Consider the following 15,826-nt stretch of genomic DNA (forward strand, 5'->3'; position numbering starts at 1 on the left):
GCCAGCTAGTCGCCGGTGTCCAGCGCGCGGGCCGAGTCGTAGGGCACGTACCAGCCCTCCGGCACCCGCAGCACGTGCTCGCGGTCGACGCGCACCGCGTGCTCGCCGGAGGTCAGATCCGCCCGCGTCCCCGTGCGCAGCCACTGGTCGACCCTCGCCGCAGCGTCCTTCGCCTCCACCACCGCTCCTTCGTCTGTCACCGGAAGTCCCTCGCCAATCCGTCGCGGCCGTTCCAGATCCGGCCGGGCCACTGCTGTCCGCCGATCCGGCCGAGCCGCTGCACTTCCTCGTGCCGGTCCCGCGCCTCGTCGGCCGCGTACTCGCTCATCCCGCTCGCGCGGAGCATCCGCACCAGCCACCCGGGGTCGATCGCGCGGATCCGGGCCAGCACGTCGGCGTCGAGCGGCCGGTCCAGCCACGCCGCCACGAACGGCGAGTTGATCCCGATGAGATCGTCCGCGTAGTCCGGGAAGTTCTGCCCGTTGTCGATGGCGACCACCTCGCCGTCCTTGGACAGCGCCTTGCAGTCGGAGCTGGCGCCGACGTAGCCGAGGTACGCCATTTCCTGCTGTTGCGCGAGCGGGTAGGCCGAGACGTCGAGCGCGGGGGAGAGGCCCTCGACCCGGCGCTGCGCGGAACCGGGTCCGCGCGGGCCGTCGATGTATGCGGTGACCGGCACGACGTCCGACCCGGCTGCCCGCGCCAACCGGTACATCGCGTTCTCCCGGAACCCTTGCCCGCCAGGGGGAATCGGCACGGCGAGCGAACGGGACTCGCCCGCGGCGGGCTTGTAGATGGCCTGCGAACCGTCGGCGTAGGTCAGCCAGTGCGTTTCGTTGGCACTGGCGAGGCGGTCGCCGAACTCGGCGTGCCCGACGATCTCCGCGGCGGCCAATGCCGCTTCGTCCGGGTCCGCGAAGGACTCCGGCCCGGCGGGCGGCGGCGCGGGCAGGCCGCGGCGGAGGGCCTGCTCGAAGAGTTCGCGCTGCCGCCGGCGAAGGACCGCCGCGACGGCCTCGTCCCGAGGGCGGCTCGGCTGCGCTTCCTCGACGGCGCGGGCGAAATTGCCGAGCGCCCGCGCGGTCCCGGCGACCTCGGCTATCGAGGTCAGCCCGAGCCGGAGTTCGCCCGGGCGTCCGTCGGGCATCCGGACCGAAACCCGAAGCTCGCGGAAACCGCTCGGGTCCGGAGCGGCGAAGCCGTCCTCGACAGCGGTGATCCGGACCGGACTGTCCCGGCGCAGCACCTCCAACGCCTGGTAGACCCAGGAAACCCGCTCGAACTGGACGCTGCCGGGCCCAGCGGCGCCGCCGGTTTCCGCGGCCAGCCACTGGACGAGTTCGGCGACGTCGCCGGGCGGTCCCTCCGGCTCGGGATCCCCGAGAGCGCCCCGGATCAACTCGAGCGTCTGGGCCTGGGCGGGCGTCGGTTCGAGCGGCCGGGGCGGCGGCGCGAGCGCGTCCTCGCGCAGGACTGCTTCCGGGCCGCGGGCTTCGACCTCGGCCACCGCCTCGGCCAGGATGCCGTTCTCCGCGGGTTCCGGGGCCGCCTCGGCCTGGGTGTTCTTGGTGACCACGACCTCCAGCTTCGCGAACTCGTCCTCCACGGGAATCCCTTGTGCCGCCCGCCATTCCCGCAGCCCGGACTTGCTGCCGTAGAAGTGCGGCTTGACGTCGGTGTAGAACTCGACCCCGCGCCGGTCCGGCGGCAACGGGCCGTTCCACGCCCGCACCGCCGGATTGCTGCCGTGCCGGGGCGTCCTGCCCCAGACCTCGTTCGACTCTTCGATCAGCCGCGCCGTCTCCGGGGATTGGCTGGGGCTTTCCAGCCGGTGGTACGGGCCGTAGCGCGCCGGTTTCCCCGCGTCCGCGGGCGGTCCGGCGGGATGCGGCGCCTGGCGCATCGGCGGCCGGAGCGGGAGACGCGGACCGGGCACCGACAACGTGACGCCGCGTCCTTCGTCCACTCCGGACGCCAGCGGATCCACGGCCAGGTCCCGGTGCCCCGGAGTCCACAGTGGACCGGGCGCCGGGGTCGCTCGCGGTTCCCGGTGCGGGCGGCGCAGATCGACGCCCGGGTTCGGCTCCGGGGGATCCGGCACGTACAGCTTGCCCGCCGCGGGCTGGTATTCCGGCGGCGCGTCGGGCCAGGGCAGGAAGGCGTCGGTGAACGGCAGCAGGGCCAACCGGGCCGGGTACTCGGGCAGGCGCAGCAGCGTGCCTCGCAGCCGGTCGAAGAACGCGATGCCGTAGCGGCCGTGGGCGACCCAGCCGAGCTGGTGGTACTCGTTGTCGTAGTGATCCGTCGTGACGATGTGCAGCAACGCCCGGGCGCCGATCGGCCGTTCCGCCATCGCGATGATGACGCTGTCGTAGGAATCGTGGCTGTGGAACCAGAATCCGCCGAACCAGTACGCGAGGTAGCTCTGGTTCACCCGCCCGTCGGGCTCCCACGCGGCGCCGTAGGCGTTCGGGTCCGGCCGGTCGTAGCCGGGCTCGGCCTCCCGCGCGAAGCGGGCCGCCTGGGACTTCGACACGGTGCCGGCGTCGATCGCGGGGAGCGAGTGCGTCCGGGTCGCCCGCGCGAGCGGCGAGCGCCGCCACAGGTGGAACACCGGATGCGTCAGCACGTGGACGGGCGGGCTCTGCCGTTCGGCGGGCAGCGGCGGGAGGTTCTTCCCGGCGAACTGCGGTGACTGCCGCAGCACGTCGTAGACCGCGCGGAGCCGTTTCCCGTGGTAGGGCTCGGATCGCTCGGCCGGCCGCACTTGGTCGAGCCCGGCGGCCGGCAGGGCGACCGGGTCCGTCGACCGCAGCGCGGCGAGGTCCACCGGGAGCAGGTGGATCTCCAGCGGCCGGGGCGGCAGCTTCGTGGCGGACCCGGTCATCGGGTCGGCGAAGATCGGCACGCCGGTCCGTTCGCTGACGACCACCGCGCTGACGTGCCGGGAGATCGTTCCGTCGTCGCCGAGGGAGCGGACGGCGACCGCGCCGGCGAACCCCTTGCGCCCGGTGAGCGCGGCGATGAGGGTGTCGTACTCGCTGCCGTGGGCTTCCCAGGTTCCGCCGAGCCGCTGCCAGAGCGCGGCCAGCGTTTCCGGCTCGGGTCCGGCGGGCACCGCGGTCGTGTCCCAGCCCGCCATCCGGTGGAAGAAGGCGCTCGTGGCGGACACGCAGTTCGACCGGTACCGGTAGCGGTCGAGCCGCGCGGAGCGGTAGCGGGGGTTGACCTCCCGCAACAGCGGAACTTCCTCGCGCAGCAAGGATTCGAGCACGGCGGCGGGCGCGGTGTCGGCGGTGACCGCGGGCAGCGTGTACTTCCCGTTCTTCTGCCCGGACCAGATAGCCAGTTCGAGGGCCTTCCGCGCCTCGGCGAGCTGTTCGGCGCCCCAGGTCCGCGTCCGCTTCGCCCAGTCTTCGGGCACGACGTCGCCGAGGAAACGCAGTCCCAGCACCGTCCGGGCCGGGTCCGGCCGGTCCGCGAGATCGTCCGCGAGCAGCTGCCCGGGGCTTCGGTAGTCCGGTTCGGGCAGTTCGGCGGCCGGGGGTTCGAGGCGGGTGAACCGCATCGGGTCGCTGGCGGCCTGGTACTCGTCGAGGCGTTCGTTGAGGTCCCGGATCGCGGCCACGGCGAGCTGGGCGGCCCGGGTGCGTTCGTGCTCGAACGGGAGCAGCAGCCGGCGCAGTTCGCCGGGGAGCCGCTCGGGCGGCTGCCGGAGGAGGTCGCGGACCTTCCGGGCGAGCTGGCCGTCGCCGCTGTTGTCGTGCCAGTGCACCAGAAGCCTTGCGTGCGCGGCGATTTCCTCGTCTCGGAGGGGTGAGTTCAGCAGCTCGGTCACGCGGTCGACGAGCTGGCGGCTGCTGTCGCGCTCCCGGACGAGGTCTCCCAGCCGGGTGGCGAGGGTTCCGGTTTCGTGGTTCTGGACAACGGAAATCAGTCCGCGGAGCAGTTCGGCGTCCGCGGTTTCGTGCTGGCGCACCACCTGCGCAACGCGGGCGGCGAAATCTCCCTCGCCGGTGCGCAGGTACTCCCGCAGCGTCGCGTCCAGATGGTTGGCGAGGAAGCCGTGTTCGCTGCCTTCGTACTTGGCCAGCTGCGTCCGTGCCCGGGCGGAAAGGCGGGGCAGTTCGTCGCGCAGCAAGGCCTGGCGGCGTTCGAGCGTCGGACGGAAACCCCAGTGCCCCAGTTCGGTCTCGACAGCGCGGTCGAGAGCGTCCAGCTTCCCCCGGAGTTCCGTCGCCCAGTCGCCGGACCGCAGGCTTTCGCCGGTGAACGTCAGCGGCTCGAACTCGGACAGCGGCGTCACGGCGGGGAGCACCGGCTGTTCGCGTCCGGCGGTCTCGAGCAGGAGCCGGAGCACGTGCCCGTTGGCCACCGCGTCGCGGTCGCTTTGCTGCTCCACCGGGGTGCCCGCCCGGTCGTCGGTCAGGATCTCGCGGATCCGGTAGTACGGCTTGCCGACGATCGCGAGCAGCCCGGCGACCGCGGCCGCCACCGTGCCCCACACGGCCGTGGCGGGCATGCCGGCGAGCACGTTCAAGCCGACCGCGTACCCGCCCACGGTGACCGATTTGGCGGCGATGACCCCCGCGTACCGCAGCCGGGAAACCGCGGCCTTGCGGGCCACCGGCTTCGGCAGCAGCGGCGGCTTCGAACGGATCTCCGCGAGCGCCCGCTCCAGTTCGGAAGAGCGGGCGGGGCGCGCCTGCGCGGCCCTCACCGCGGTCAGCGCTTCGCCCATCAGGTCCCGCAGCAGCAGGTCCCGGTCCCGGATTTTCACCGGCAGCTGGGTTTCCCGTTCGGCGCGCATGCGCATCGCGATCCGGGTCAGCTTGTTGGTGACCTCGCCGACTGCGAGGTGGTTGTCCGCAAAGGCGGAGATCCAGCCCGCGACCCCGAATTTGGCGAGGTCCACCGCGGCGAGGATCTGCAGCGGCGTGAAGTGCTCGAGCAGTGCCTTGAGCGGCTGGAGCGTCGGGTGGGTGATCTTGTACAGGTCGGGCAGGTACGGCAGGAAGCTCGCCACCGCGTCCATCAGCTTCGAACCCGTGACGTGCTCCGCGAAGCCCACCGCGGCGCGTTCGGCCGGAGCCGGGGTCAGTTCGGCGAGCGCGGCATCGGGGAGCACGCCTTCGGCGAGCAGGGCTTCGATCGCGGCGCGGGCGTGCATCAGCTGCCGGTACAGCTCTTTGGCGTCTTCGAGGTCGTACTCGTGCAGTTCGCGCCGGATCGCGTCGTGCACCGCCAGTTCGGCGCCCTTGCGCCGCCGCCGGCTGTAGCCCTCGACGAGCGGCCGGAACACCGCGGCGCCCGTCCCGGCCGCCACGAGCGCGAAGAACGAGCCGACCGCGATGTCCAGCGGAAACCCGACCGCGGCCGCGGTCCCCAGCGCGACCAGCGGCGGGGTGCTGAACCGGGCGATCCGCTTGCGCAGCGGCAGGGCGATGTCCGGGGCGTCGCTTTCGAGCTGGGCCGGGGCGGGCACGCCGGTGTCCGGCAGCGGGGTGCCGAACTTCGCTTCGTGCCAGTCGGTGGCCAGTTCGTGCTGGTTCCGGCCGTGGTCGACGTTCGCGCGGATCTCGTCGTACTTCTTCTTCAGCGCGGCCTGTTTGTCGCTGGCGATGTCGTAGCGCCGGGTCATCGCCGCGCCCAGCACCGCGGACACCGTGCCGTACGCGAAGTAGGCGAAGCCGTTTCCGGGGTGTCCGCTGGCGAAGCCGGACATCGACAACGCGACGGTCATGGCCACGGTGGTGGGCTGGTCGAACACGACCGTGGTCGCGATGGTGAACGCCGTGGTCGGGTAAGCGGTGTCTTTCCGCTCGACGGCGAAGGTGTCCACAACGGCACGGGCACGGGCACCGAGCGCGGCGACGCGGTACGAGTAGTCCGGCAGCTGCTTTTCCAGGCCTGCGCGTTCGAGCAGGCTGTGCAATTGAGATATCAGCTGTTGCCGGTGCAGCGGACGCCAGCGCGGAGCCGCGGTGATCCGGTCGCCCAGCACTTCGAGTCGCGCTTCGAGCGCCCGGTCGGCCGGGCTTTCCGGCAGCCGGTCGGGGTCGGCGTCCGGGCGGAGGGTCCCCGGGTCGCAGGCCGCGGTGCGGAAGTAGCGGGTGCCGAAGGCGAGTGCCGCGCGGACGATCTCTTCGACGTCTCGCGTCCGCAGCCGAGCCGGGAGATACCCCGACAGCACCCGGGTGCCCGGATGCACGGATACCCCGGTCGATTCGAGCGTGGTGCGCGGCAGGACGTGGAATGCCGCGGTGTAGAGGTGCCGGCCGTCGTGGAACACGTCGTAGCGGAGGTCGGGGCCGGCCGGCACCAGCAGGACTCCGGTCCGTTCGGCGGCCTTGCCGACCTGCGCGCGGACCGCCGCCGCGACCGCCGGGGCATGGTCGAAGCGGCGCGCCGGGGTGTCCACCGGAAGGCGGTGGCCGATTTCGACGGCAGGGTCTTCGACCGGCCACTGGGTGACGCGGTAGCCCTCGACCGCCTTGGCTGGCCGGAACCGGTCCGCCACGGCCAGCGCGCGGTCGATGCCGTTCGCGTTGACCCGGTACGCGGCCAGCGCGGACAGCCGGACGCCAGCGTGCGGATCGTCTCCGGCCAGGCCGAGGTAGGACAGCAGCCGCGACAGGTGTTCGCGCATCCGCCGCCGGTCGCGCCGCCGCGTCCCGTCCCGGTCGAGTTCCGCGCCGAGGGCGGCGACCTGAGCGACGTAGCCGAGGTCGGTCGGCGTCGGGACCGGGGCAGTGCCGGGGAACCGGTCGTGCCAGAACCGTTGCTCCGGCAGGGAAACCGGGTCGCCGCGGCGATGTGCCCCGAGCAGGGCAGCGCCGGCGGCCATCGCGTGGGCCATCGGGAGGACGGCCAGGTCCGGGGCCAGCCAGTCGGGGAGCCGGAGGACTACCAGCGGCAGCGGCTGCCCCGCCGTGGGCTCCCTGAAGACCTGGAAGGTGATCGGGGCGCGCGCGGAGTAGCCGAGGTTCGGGGTGGAGACGATCTGGAAGGCGAAGACGGTCCCGGCGTGGTCGAGGAACACGGTGTCGCCCGACGGGGGCGGGAACGGGCCGTTCTCGAGTACGCGCACGCCCGCCGCCACGGCCGCGGCGGGCAGCATCCGCCGGGCGATGTCGTCGGCGGTCGGACGCTGCCGGGCGCCGGGGATCGTGCTGAGCGGAGCGTGGATCTCGATGGCCCCGGTCAGCGGCGGCGACGGTTCGGCCGCGGGCTGGACGGGGTTCGAGGGAGGCCGCGGCGCCGCGGGTTCGGGTTCTTCCGTCGCCCGCCGCGCCTGTTCGGTCAGGTCCAGGTGTTCCTGGTGCCTGGCCGCTGCTTTGGCAGACAGCCATTCGGCCAGTCCCGGGGCGGTGACCGGCCGGAGCGGGCCGACGGCGTGCGCGGTCAGGCTGGTGAGGAGGTTCGTCCGCGCGGCGAGGACTTCGAACGGCGAACCGGGGCGGTGCACCGCGACCGCGTCGAAACCCTCGGCGAGCAACTGCTGGGAGAGTTCGCGCAGCGCTTCGGGTTCCGCGGTCGTCGGCTCGCCGGTGAGGAGGACGAATCGGGGATGCGCGCTGAGGTTCCGCCGGGCTCGGGCGAGCAGTCCGGCGAGGTTCGCTGTCCGCGCGACGACCACATGGTAGTCCGGTCCGGTCGAAGTCGCGTCCCGCACGGGGAATTCCGGGAAGGCCGCCGGGTCGTCCGGCCGGATCGGCGCGGCGAAGACCCCGGGCTGCCACAGCGGGCCCAACCCGGTTTCGTGCAGGGCGAGTTCGGTCAGCACCGCCGCGGCCGCGACCTCCTCGTCCGGGCTCGCGTGCAGCGGCGCGAAATCCGGGGCGAACTGCCGGACGTCCGCGATGGACATTCCCGCGTTCAGCGCGGCGAGCAGCGCGGACGCGGTCCACAGTCCTCGCGCGTCCTCGTAGGCCTGCTTCCAGGGCGGCCGTCCGTCGATCCATTCCCCGAGCCACTGCAGCTTGTCTCGCAGCGGTTGACGCTGGCTTTCCGGCAACCGCGCCAATTCCCGCCCGAGCGCGGCGAAATGCGTATCCCTCGCGGCGGGCGCGCTGTCGGGCCGGAGCAGCAAGGACAGCACGTCGACCACGTCCTTCGCCGGGAGCAGCGCGATCTGCCGCAAGCCGGGCTGTCCGGCGGCTCCTGCGGCCTCCCACAGTTCCGAGAACATCTTGCCCAGCCAGGGTTTTTCCGAACGCGCTGGTGCCGCGGCTTCGGCGCGCACCGCGTCGTCGAGGTGCAGCGCGGTGGTCCGAGACTCTTCGGCAGGCCGGGCCGGGTCGCTGTGCAGGACGGCGGCGAAGCCCATTTTCCGCAACCCGCCGGTGAGTTCTCCGAGGTTTGCTTCGTCGGCAGCGCGCCATTCCCGGTTGAGGACGATGAACGGTTTTTCCTCGCCGTGGTGCTGATTCTTCAGGTAGCGTCGCGCGTTCTTGAGCAGCCGTTCCCGGTCGGCGGACCCGGGACTGCGCAGCCGGGCGACGACCACCTTCCGCTGCCGGCCGTCTGCGTGGGAGAAGGAGAACTCGGCCAGCCCGATGGTCTCGCCGTGGTCGTGGACCTGCCCGCGCGGCCGGAACTCCGTCGCGCCGCCGAAGCCGAGTGCGGCGCGTTCCGCGTCGTCGGAAAGGCTCAGCGAGTGCAGGAAACCCAGCTCCGGGCTGACCAGGTCCAGGTATTCCTGCATCAGCTTCACCGCGAGTTCATCCGCTCGCCCGGCGAGTTCCGGGCTGTCGGCCGCCGCGGACTTCGCGAGTTCCAGCTGCGCCTGGATGCGGTCCAGCAGGTCTCGTCGCTTGGCGAACTCGGCGTAGGCGAACGACAGCGTGGTGAGGACGCCGTAGCGCAGGTAGATGCCCGCGGCCCCGTCCTCGCGACGTTCTTCCTCCTCGGCGACCTGGACCCGCGCCCGCGGAGTGCCGGCGAGTTCGGCGAGCCGGTCGCCGACGAGGAGCCGGTCGCTTTCCCGTTCCACGGCGAGGAAGCGGAGCTTGTCCGCGAGGCTCGCGTCCTGGTGCGGCAGGCCGCGGCCAGCCTGGCGGACGCGGTCGTAGAGCACCTTGTCGACGATCCAGCGGAGGACGTCGCCGGGCCGGGCGCCGGTCGCGCGGACCAGCGTCCACAGATCGGCGAGTTCCTGCTCGGTGAGCTGCTCGCGAACCTCGCGCGGCAGGTCGAAGTTTTTGTCGTCGTCCTCGGGTGGAACTGGCGGCTGCGGTTTCGCTTCGCCGGGATAGCCGTGCCGGAGCGGGACGACCTCAGGGTGCTCGCGTACCGGCCGCGCGACTGTTTTCTCTACGGGGTAAGGGAAAGCGGCGGGGACGACGGGCGGCACTTCCGGCGCGTCGGGTCGCGGGTAGCGCACGTCCGGGACCGGTCCGGGCTGGTCGCTGCCGGGAAAGTCCGGCGGCAGCTGCGGAATCGGAGCGGCGGTAACGTCGCCCGGTCGGACGGGCGCGGCGGTCGATCCTGCTCGCGGATCGGCAACGCGGACGGGTGCCGGGTCGCCGGGCACCTTGGGTGAGCCTTGCCGTGGGTCGGCGACGCGGACCGGCACCGGTTCGCCGGGCACCCCGGGTGAGCCTTGCCGGGGGTCGGCGACGCGGACGGGTGCCGGGTCACCCACGCGAGGCGGGCGCGGATCGCCGACGCTCGGGAGCGGCTCGGTCCGCATCGGCGGCCGCGAGGGGAAGCCGATCGACGGCCGCCCCGGATCCGGCACGGTCGCGGGCGCGGGGCCGACGACCGGGCCGAGCAGGCTTTCGGCGAAGCTCACCGACTGTCCCAGCCGAGCCCGCGGAAGCGTCGGCTCGGTCCGGACGTCCGGCCCAGGCGAGACGGGGTCCGCAGTCAGCTGATCGAACGCGGCGCGGAACTGCGTGCGCAGCCCGCTTCCCTCGGGGGTCGGCGCGTCGGCCAGCCAGTCGTGAAGGGCGAGCCGGAACTCGTGGCGTCCGTCGGCGTCGAGGTTCCCGGCTTCGTGCAGCAGTTCCAAGTGCGCGGAAAGCCCGCCGAATCGAGCCCGCGCGCGGAAGTCGCTCCACAAATCGGGAAGCGCGCGGACCCGCTCCGAAGAGACCGCTCCGTCCGGCAAATACGCTCCGGCGGCTTTCGACGCGCCAGCGCCATCGGCCCGGTCCCCGACGGCCAGTGCTTCGCTCTCCCCGGTGAGAACGGGAACCAGCCGCAATGCCGCCCGCGGTCCGTCCCCCGACGCGCCGTCGCCGTCGTGCACCGTGAAGACGACCGGGTCCGGCTCCGCGCCCTTCGCGATTGCCTCGTGGGCTTTGGCTTCCAGCCCCTTGGCCTCGGCCAGCAGCTCGCCCGTCCGCGACAGCACTTCGTCGAACATCGAACGGGCGGGCTTGCTTTCGGACAGCTGGGAGCGGGCGATGAGCGCTTGTTTGAGTTCCGCCTCGCCGAGTTCGCGGTGCACCATCCGGTCGGCGAGCGCGAGGTGCGGGGACGCGATGCCCTGCTCGGCCAGGTCCGACAGGGAATACCCGAGCCCGCGCAACCGCCCGAGCACGTCCGCCAGCGCGGCCTCGTTCCGCCGCGTCTCGACGCCGAACCACCGATCGCCCGGCCGCGGCCCGGCGGGATGGCCGCCGAGCGAACCGAGCAGCTGGTCGCCGAGCCAGCCGACGCCGCGATCGCGCACGTAGGCGGCGCGCTCGGACAGCTCGGCCAGCTTCGCCTCGGGCTCGGTCAGGAGAACCCGCTTGGCCCGCCCGGCGAACGACTCCTTCGGGCGGAAGTCCTTCAGCTCGGCGGGCGATTTCCCTGCTGTGGCCTCGTCGGCGGCCGATGCCTCCGTCCGCGGCTCGGGTCGATTGTGGCTCGCCGCGGCCGTTTTTGTCGGTGGGGTGGTGTTTTCTGGTGCTCGGGTGGTGCGGAGGGGTGTGGGTTCGTTGTGGCTGGTGGTGGTTTTTGTCGGTGTAGCGCTGGTGTCTGAGGAGTGGGCGGTCCGGAGTGGTGTGGGCTCGTGGTGGGCCGCAGCGGTTTTTGTCGGTGGGGTGGTGTTTTCTGGTGTGCGGGTGGTTCGGAGCGGCGTGGGTTCGTTGTGGGAGGCGGTGGCGCGCGGTGCGGCGGGTTGGTCGGGGTTTGGGGTGGTGGTTTTCGTCGGTGTAGGGCTGCTGTCTGAGGAGTGGGTGGTTCGGAATGGCGTGGGTTCGTTGTGAGAGGTGGTGGTTCGCGTTGGTCCGGCGCTGGTTTCGTTCGCGCGGGGTGAGGCGGGTTCGCTGCGGACCGCCGCGGCGGTTTTTGTCGGTGGGGTGGTGTCTTCTGGTGCTCGGGTGGTCCGGAGCGGTGCGGGTTCGTTGTGGGAGGAGGTGGTTCGTGTCGGTCCAGCAACGGTTTCGTTCGCACGCGTGGGCTCGCCGCGATAATCCGCGGTCGTTTTCTCCGCCCGGGCACCGCCGTCCGGCGATCCGCCCGGCCGCGGCGATTCCTTCTGGCTCTGACCGGACGGTCCCTCCGGCCGCTGACCCGACCCCGGCGGCTCGTCCGGCGGGATCTCCGCGTCCGGAACCTGCTTCGCCTCGGCCGCCTTCGCCCCCGCCGCGGCGTCGGGATTCCGCCGCGAGTTCAGGTCCACCACCTTGCCCGCCTCGGACTCCGCAGCGGCCGGGCGCCCCCGACCCTCGTCTGCGGCACCGGAAGTGTCGTCCGTTCGGGTCGGCGCAGCCTTTTCCGCAGTGGACGCGCTGTCCTGCCCCGCGGGCGAGCCTTTGCCGTCTCCACCAGGCGAGCCCTTGGCGCCCGCACCAGCCTCCTTGACCGGTGCCGAGACATGCCCTTCCCCGGACCGAGCCGGAGGGGCCGAGTGCGGCGCGAGGGGAGCGGTCCGCGTCGGCGGAGGCAGGTGCGCTGGTGCCGCGGACGGCGACCGGACGAGGTTCGTCACCTCCGCGCCGGACGATCCGCCGGCGTCGATCCTCGGCGCCGTTCCCGCACCGGAGGACCCGCCGACGTCGATTCTCGGTGCCGTTCCCGCACCCGACGACCCGCCGGCGTCGATCCTCGGCGCCAAGCCCGCGCCGGAGTGCATCCCAGTCGTACCGGTGGCCCGTTCGGCGAGCGGGACTTCCGCGCGCTGGGTCGCGGCCTGCACTTCGGCGGAGGTGCGCGGCGCGGTGTGCTGAGCCGTACCGGCGTGTTCGGCGGGGCCGGGCGCCTCCGCGGCGTGCGGTGCGGCGGCGGGAGGCGGCATCGGGGTGTTCGGCGGACCGCCGTCGGGCGGGGTCGGCTGGTGGGGCCGGAGCAGGTCGCGGATGGTCGGGTGTTCGTGGCCGGTCACGCGCTCGTAGGTGTTCTTCATGCCGTTCGCCCCGAGCGCGTGCATCCCGCCCCGCGCGGCGCCGGCGATCGCGCCCTGGTCGACGGGGTGCCCGAGGTAGGAGCTCGTGCCGGCTCCTGCGATGGCTCCGGTCACGCTCGCGCCGGCGACCGAGCCGAGCTGCTTGGCGGCGTGCTCGGACATCTTCGGCAGCTTTGCCAGGCCCTTGGCCGCGGTCTCGGAGACGGCGTTCCCCACCGTGCGGTTCACCGCGTGCCCGAGCGCGCCGCCGATCGCGCCCGCCTTGGCCGCGGCCTTGACCTTGTCCGGGTCGACGTCGCCGTACCCGCGCCACGAGCTGAACTCCTGGCCCAGCAGATTGCCGAACCCGCCGCCGGCGGCCCCGCGCCCGATGTTGAACCCCGTTTCGCCGGCGAACTTGATCAGGCCCACGCCCAGCCTCGCCGCCCGGCTCGCCGCGGCGATCTTCTCGACGGCCGCGGCGACCCGGGCCGCGATCTGGCCGGCGAGCCTCGCGACGAAAACCGCCTCGCCCGCCGGTCCGGCGATCATCGTGGACAGGGCGAACAGCGCGACGTTGATCAGGATGTCCGCGACGATCTCGCCCTTGATGTCCGCGAGATCCTTCGCGTACTTCCGGCAGGCCTCGGCCAGTTCGTGGCAGTGCCCGGCGAGCTGGAGCAACCCGTCGCCGCCAGGCGACCCGTCGAGGAACTGGTGGAACGCGTTGTACGCGGACACGCCCGCGAGGTCGTTCCACGTGTCGTGCAGGCTTTCGACGTGCGGGCCAGCCTGGTCGTGCAGCGCGGTCAACGCGTCGCGAAGACGGTCCCAGACGTCGGCGAGTTCCCGAGCGTCGGATTCGCTGTCCAGCGGCCAGATCGCGTCGAGCCATCCGGCGTGGCGGGAAAGCCAGTCGGCTTTGACGCGGATCCACAGCTCTTCGGTCGGTTCCTGGACGTCGCCGGGGGCCATCGCCTACTGCCCGGTCTGGGACGCGCGCAGCGCGGCGGCGTTCCGCGCGTCCGCGGCGCGGTATTCGGCGACCTGCCCCACGGCCTGGTCGGCGAGCCGGGCGAGGCCGAGCGAGGCCAGCTGCGCGTTCCGGTCGAGGCTCGTCGCCCAGTCGCGGTAGGTGTCCATGAACGCCTTGCCGGTCGCCCCGTTGCCCACGCGGTACTCCTGCTGCAGATCGTTCCGGATGCCGGTCAGCGCGTCGTGATAGGTCTGCCGCAGCTGTGCCAGCGCGCGGAACACCTGCTCGGTGGCGTCCGGGTACATCCCGGCGTACCCGGACGCGTCGGTGCGGTCGACGAGGTGCTCGCCCGGGGCGGGCTTCTCCGGCGGGGCCATCAGCGGTCCTCCCCGGCGAGCTGGCGGTCGAGCTCGTGCAGCATCGGACCGGCGCGCAGGTCCGCCGTTTCCGGGGTGGCGTCGGGAGGCAGGAAGGCGGCCAGGATCGAAAAGGTCTCCTGGCGGGCGAGTTCGGCGGCGCGGTGCACGACGGCGGTGATGTCGGCGGCCAGCCGGGCCGAATCCGGCGTCCGGTAGATGCGGGGGTCGAGGTGCAGTTCCACGAGTTCGCCGGACCCGTTCGCGACCGCGGTGATGAGGTCGTCGTCGGAGGAGGCTTCGGTGCGGACTTCGGCCACCTGCGACTGGGCAGTCCGGATGTCGGCGGCCAGCCGGCGGTATTCCTCGTACATGTTCAGGTGCAGTGGCGTGTCCATTCCGGCCCTCCTCGGTTTCGGAAGCCAGTCTGGGGCCGGACCCGCTGCTGCGGCGGGCGGTGACCGGTAGCTGCCACGGAGCCGGGAACGGACGCGGAGTGCCGCAGTATCGCGAGGGTGACCCGACACCGTAAGGCTTCTGTCGCCACCGTGCTGACGGTGGCGTCGCTCCAGTTCGTCCTCGGCGGGGGCGCGGCGCGGGCCGCCCCGCCCGCGGGGGCTTGTGTCAACGCGCAACCGGCGCACCCCGAGATCACCGCTCAGCCCTGGGCACAGCAGATGCTGGCTCCAGAGTCGGCGTGGCGGTACACGCGCGGGGGCGGGGTGACGGTGGCGGTGGTGGATTCCGGCGTGGACGCCGACCACCCGCAGCTGCACCGTCCCGGAAAGGTGCTGCCCGGCCGGGATTTCGTGGCGGGCAAGGACTTCCCGGGCTCGTTCGACTGCGATTCGCACGGCACCGCGGTGGCGAGCATCGTCGCCGCGGACGCGCTGCCCGGCGTCGGGTTCCGCGGCGTCGCCCCGGACGCGACGGTGCTGCCGGTGCGGGTCAGCGACCAGGACCTCACCGACCAGGGCCAAATCCAGCGGATCAACCCGCAGACCGTCGCGAACGGCATCGTCTACGCGGTCGGGCAAGGCGCCCGCGTGCTGAACCTGTCGATGTCCGGCACCGCCGATTTCCCGCCCATCCGCGAAGCGGTCGCCTACGCGGTGGCCAGCGACGTCGTCGTGATCGCCGCGGCGGGCAACGCGCAGAACGACGCGTCGGCGCGGCTCCCGTCGTATCCGGCGGCGTATCCCGGGGTGCTGGGCGTGGGCGCGGTGGACATCGACGGGGCGCGGGCGTCGAGTTCGCAGATCGGACCGTACGTCGGACTCGTCGCGCCGGGAGCGAAAGTGCTTGCCGCGACCAGAGTGGACGGTCACGCTTACGACGACGGGACCAGCTTCGCCACCCCGTTCGTCGCCGGCACCGCGGCTCTGGTGCGCGCGGCCTGGCCGAACCTGTCCGCGCCGGAGGTGATCCAACGGCTGAAAGCGACCGCGAGCCCGGCCCGGGGCGGACAATCCAGCGACGCGTACGGGGCCGGCCTGGTCAACCCGTACCGCGCGGTCACCGACGGAATGAACCTCGCGCCTCCAGCCAAAATCCCGGCGTACCACCCGGCTCCGGTGGACCGGGCGGCGGTCGCGCATGACGCGTGGGTGCGGGACACGGCCTCGACGGCGTATTGGCTGGCTTTCGGCGGGGCCGGGGTTTTGGTGCTGGCCGTGCTGGTCGTGGTGGTCGTGCGCCGGGGCAGTAGTCGTGGGTGGCGTGCGGGGCGTGCGGCGGTTTTGCCCGCCGAGCCGGTCGCCGCGGAGTTGCCGGATCAGGTCTCGCTGCTGGGAAAGTCCTGATCGGACAGTCCTTAAAGGACACGACAAAGCGCGCCTCGTCCGAAGACGAGGCGCGCTTCACCGTTTCGCGATCAGACCTGCCACGTGGCCGCGCAGCTCTGCACGCAGTGCTGCGACCGGTCCACCGAATCCGAGGTGGCCCGGCCCATCGCGTGCGCCCGGTCGTTGTATTCGTTGTCCAGCTTGAACTTCTGGCCCATCGCCGCGTCCATCTCGTGGCCGTTGCCGTCGGTCAGCACGGACGAGAACGCGTCCTTCGCGCGCTGGTAGACGTCGCCGAACGACGTCGAGTCCTGGCCCGCGGTCCGGAACATCTCCTGGGCCTGGCTCTGGACCTGGTCGAAGTACATCAGGATCTGGTCGTTCACGATTG

General features: G+C 72.3%; 6 protein-coding genes. 1 reads left to right on the forward strand and 5 read right to left on the reverse strand.

Annotated features, from left to right (window positions below):
* Positions 1 to 5: 5 nt before the first annotated feature.
* The 4 genes from F9C12_RS00655 to F9C12_RS00670 are packed head-to-tail and all read right to left on the reverse strand — an operon-like array spanning position 6 to position 14,049.
* Positions 6 to 200, reverse strand: coding sequence for a YrhB domain-containing protein (locus F9C12_RS00655; RefSeq protein ID WP_409464317.1), 195 nt, complete (start codon positions 198 to 200; stop codon positions 6 to 8).
* Positions 197 to 13,294 (reverse strand): hypothetical protein, encoded by a 13,098-nt coding sequence (locus tag F9C12_RS00660; protein WP_409464318.1) that lies wholly within the window; start codon positions 13,292 to 13,294, stop codon positions 197 to 199. Before F9C12_RS00660 ends, F9C12_RS00655 begins: the two co-directional genes overlap by 4 nt.
* Before the next feature lie 3 nt (positions 13,295 to 13,297).
* The gene (locus F9C12_RS00665; RefSeq protein ID WP_409464319.1) at positions 13,298 to 13,672 is read right to left on the reverse strand and encodes a hypothetical protein; all 375 of its coding nucleotides are present in this window, start codon (positions 13,670 to 13,672) and stop codon (positions 13,298 to 13,300) included.
* On the reverse strand, positions 13,672 to 14,049 hold the full coding sequence (locus F9C12_RS00670; protein WP_409464320.1) for a YbaB/EbfC family nucleoid-associated protein: 378 nt from the start codon (positions 14,047 to 14,049) through the stop codon (positions 13,672 to 13,674). The genes F9C12_RS00665 and F9C12_RS00670 overlap by 1 nt, the downstream gene beginning before the upstream one ends.
* 117 nt (positions 14,050 to 14,166) lie before the next feature.
* On the opposite strand from F9C12_RS00670, the gene mycP reads away from it, so the two are divergent.
* Complete coding sequence (gene mycP, locus F9C12_RS00675) at positions 14,167 to 15,453, forward strand: type VII secretion-associated serine protease mycosin (RefSeq protein ID WP_409464321.1); 1,287 nt, start codon at positions 14,167 to 14,169, stop codon at positions 15,451 to 15,453.
* 71 nt (positions 15,454 to 15,524) lie between these two features.
* On the opposite strand, the gene F9C12_RS00680 is transcribed toward mycP, so the two are convergent.
* Positions 15,525 to 15,821 (reverse strand): hypothetical protein, encoded by a 297-nt coding sequence (locus F9C12_RS00680; protein WP_409180063.1) that lies wholly within the window; start codon positions 15,819 to 15,821, stop codon positions 15,525 to 15,527.
* Positions 15,822 to 15,826: the final 5 nt, after the last annotated feature.

This window comes from Amycolatopsis sp. GA6-003, from assembly GCF_046267895.1.
Classification (GTDB): Bacteria; Actinomycetota; Actinomycetes; order Mycobacteriales; family Pseudonocardiaceae; genus Amycolatopsis.

Coding starts and splice junctions, on each gene's coding strand:
- F9C12_RS00660 (WP_409464318.1), bottom strand. CDS start 13,294: ATGGCCCCCGGCGACGTCCAGGAACCGACCGAAGAGCTGTGGATCCGC.
- F9C12_RS00665 (WP_409464319.1), bottom strand. CDS start 13,672: ATGGCCCCGCCGGAGAAGCCCGCCCCGGGCGAGCACCTCGTCGACCGC.
- F9C12_RS00670 (WP_409464320.1), bottom strand. CDS start 14,049: ATGGACACGCCACTGCACCTGAACATGTACGAGGAATACCGCCGGCTG.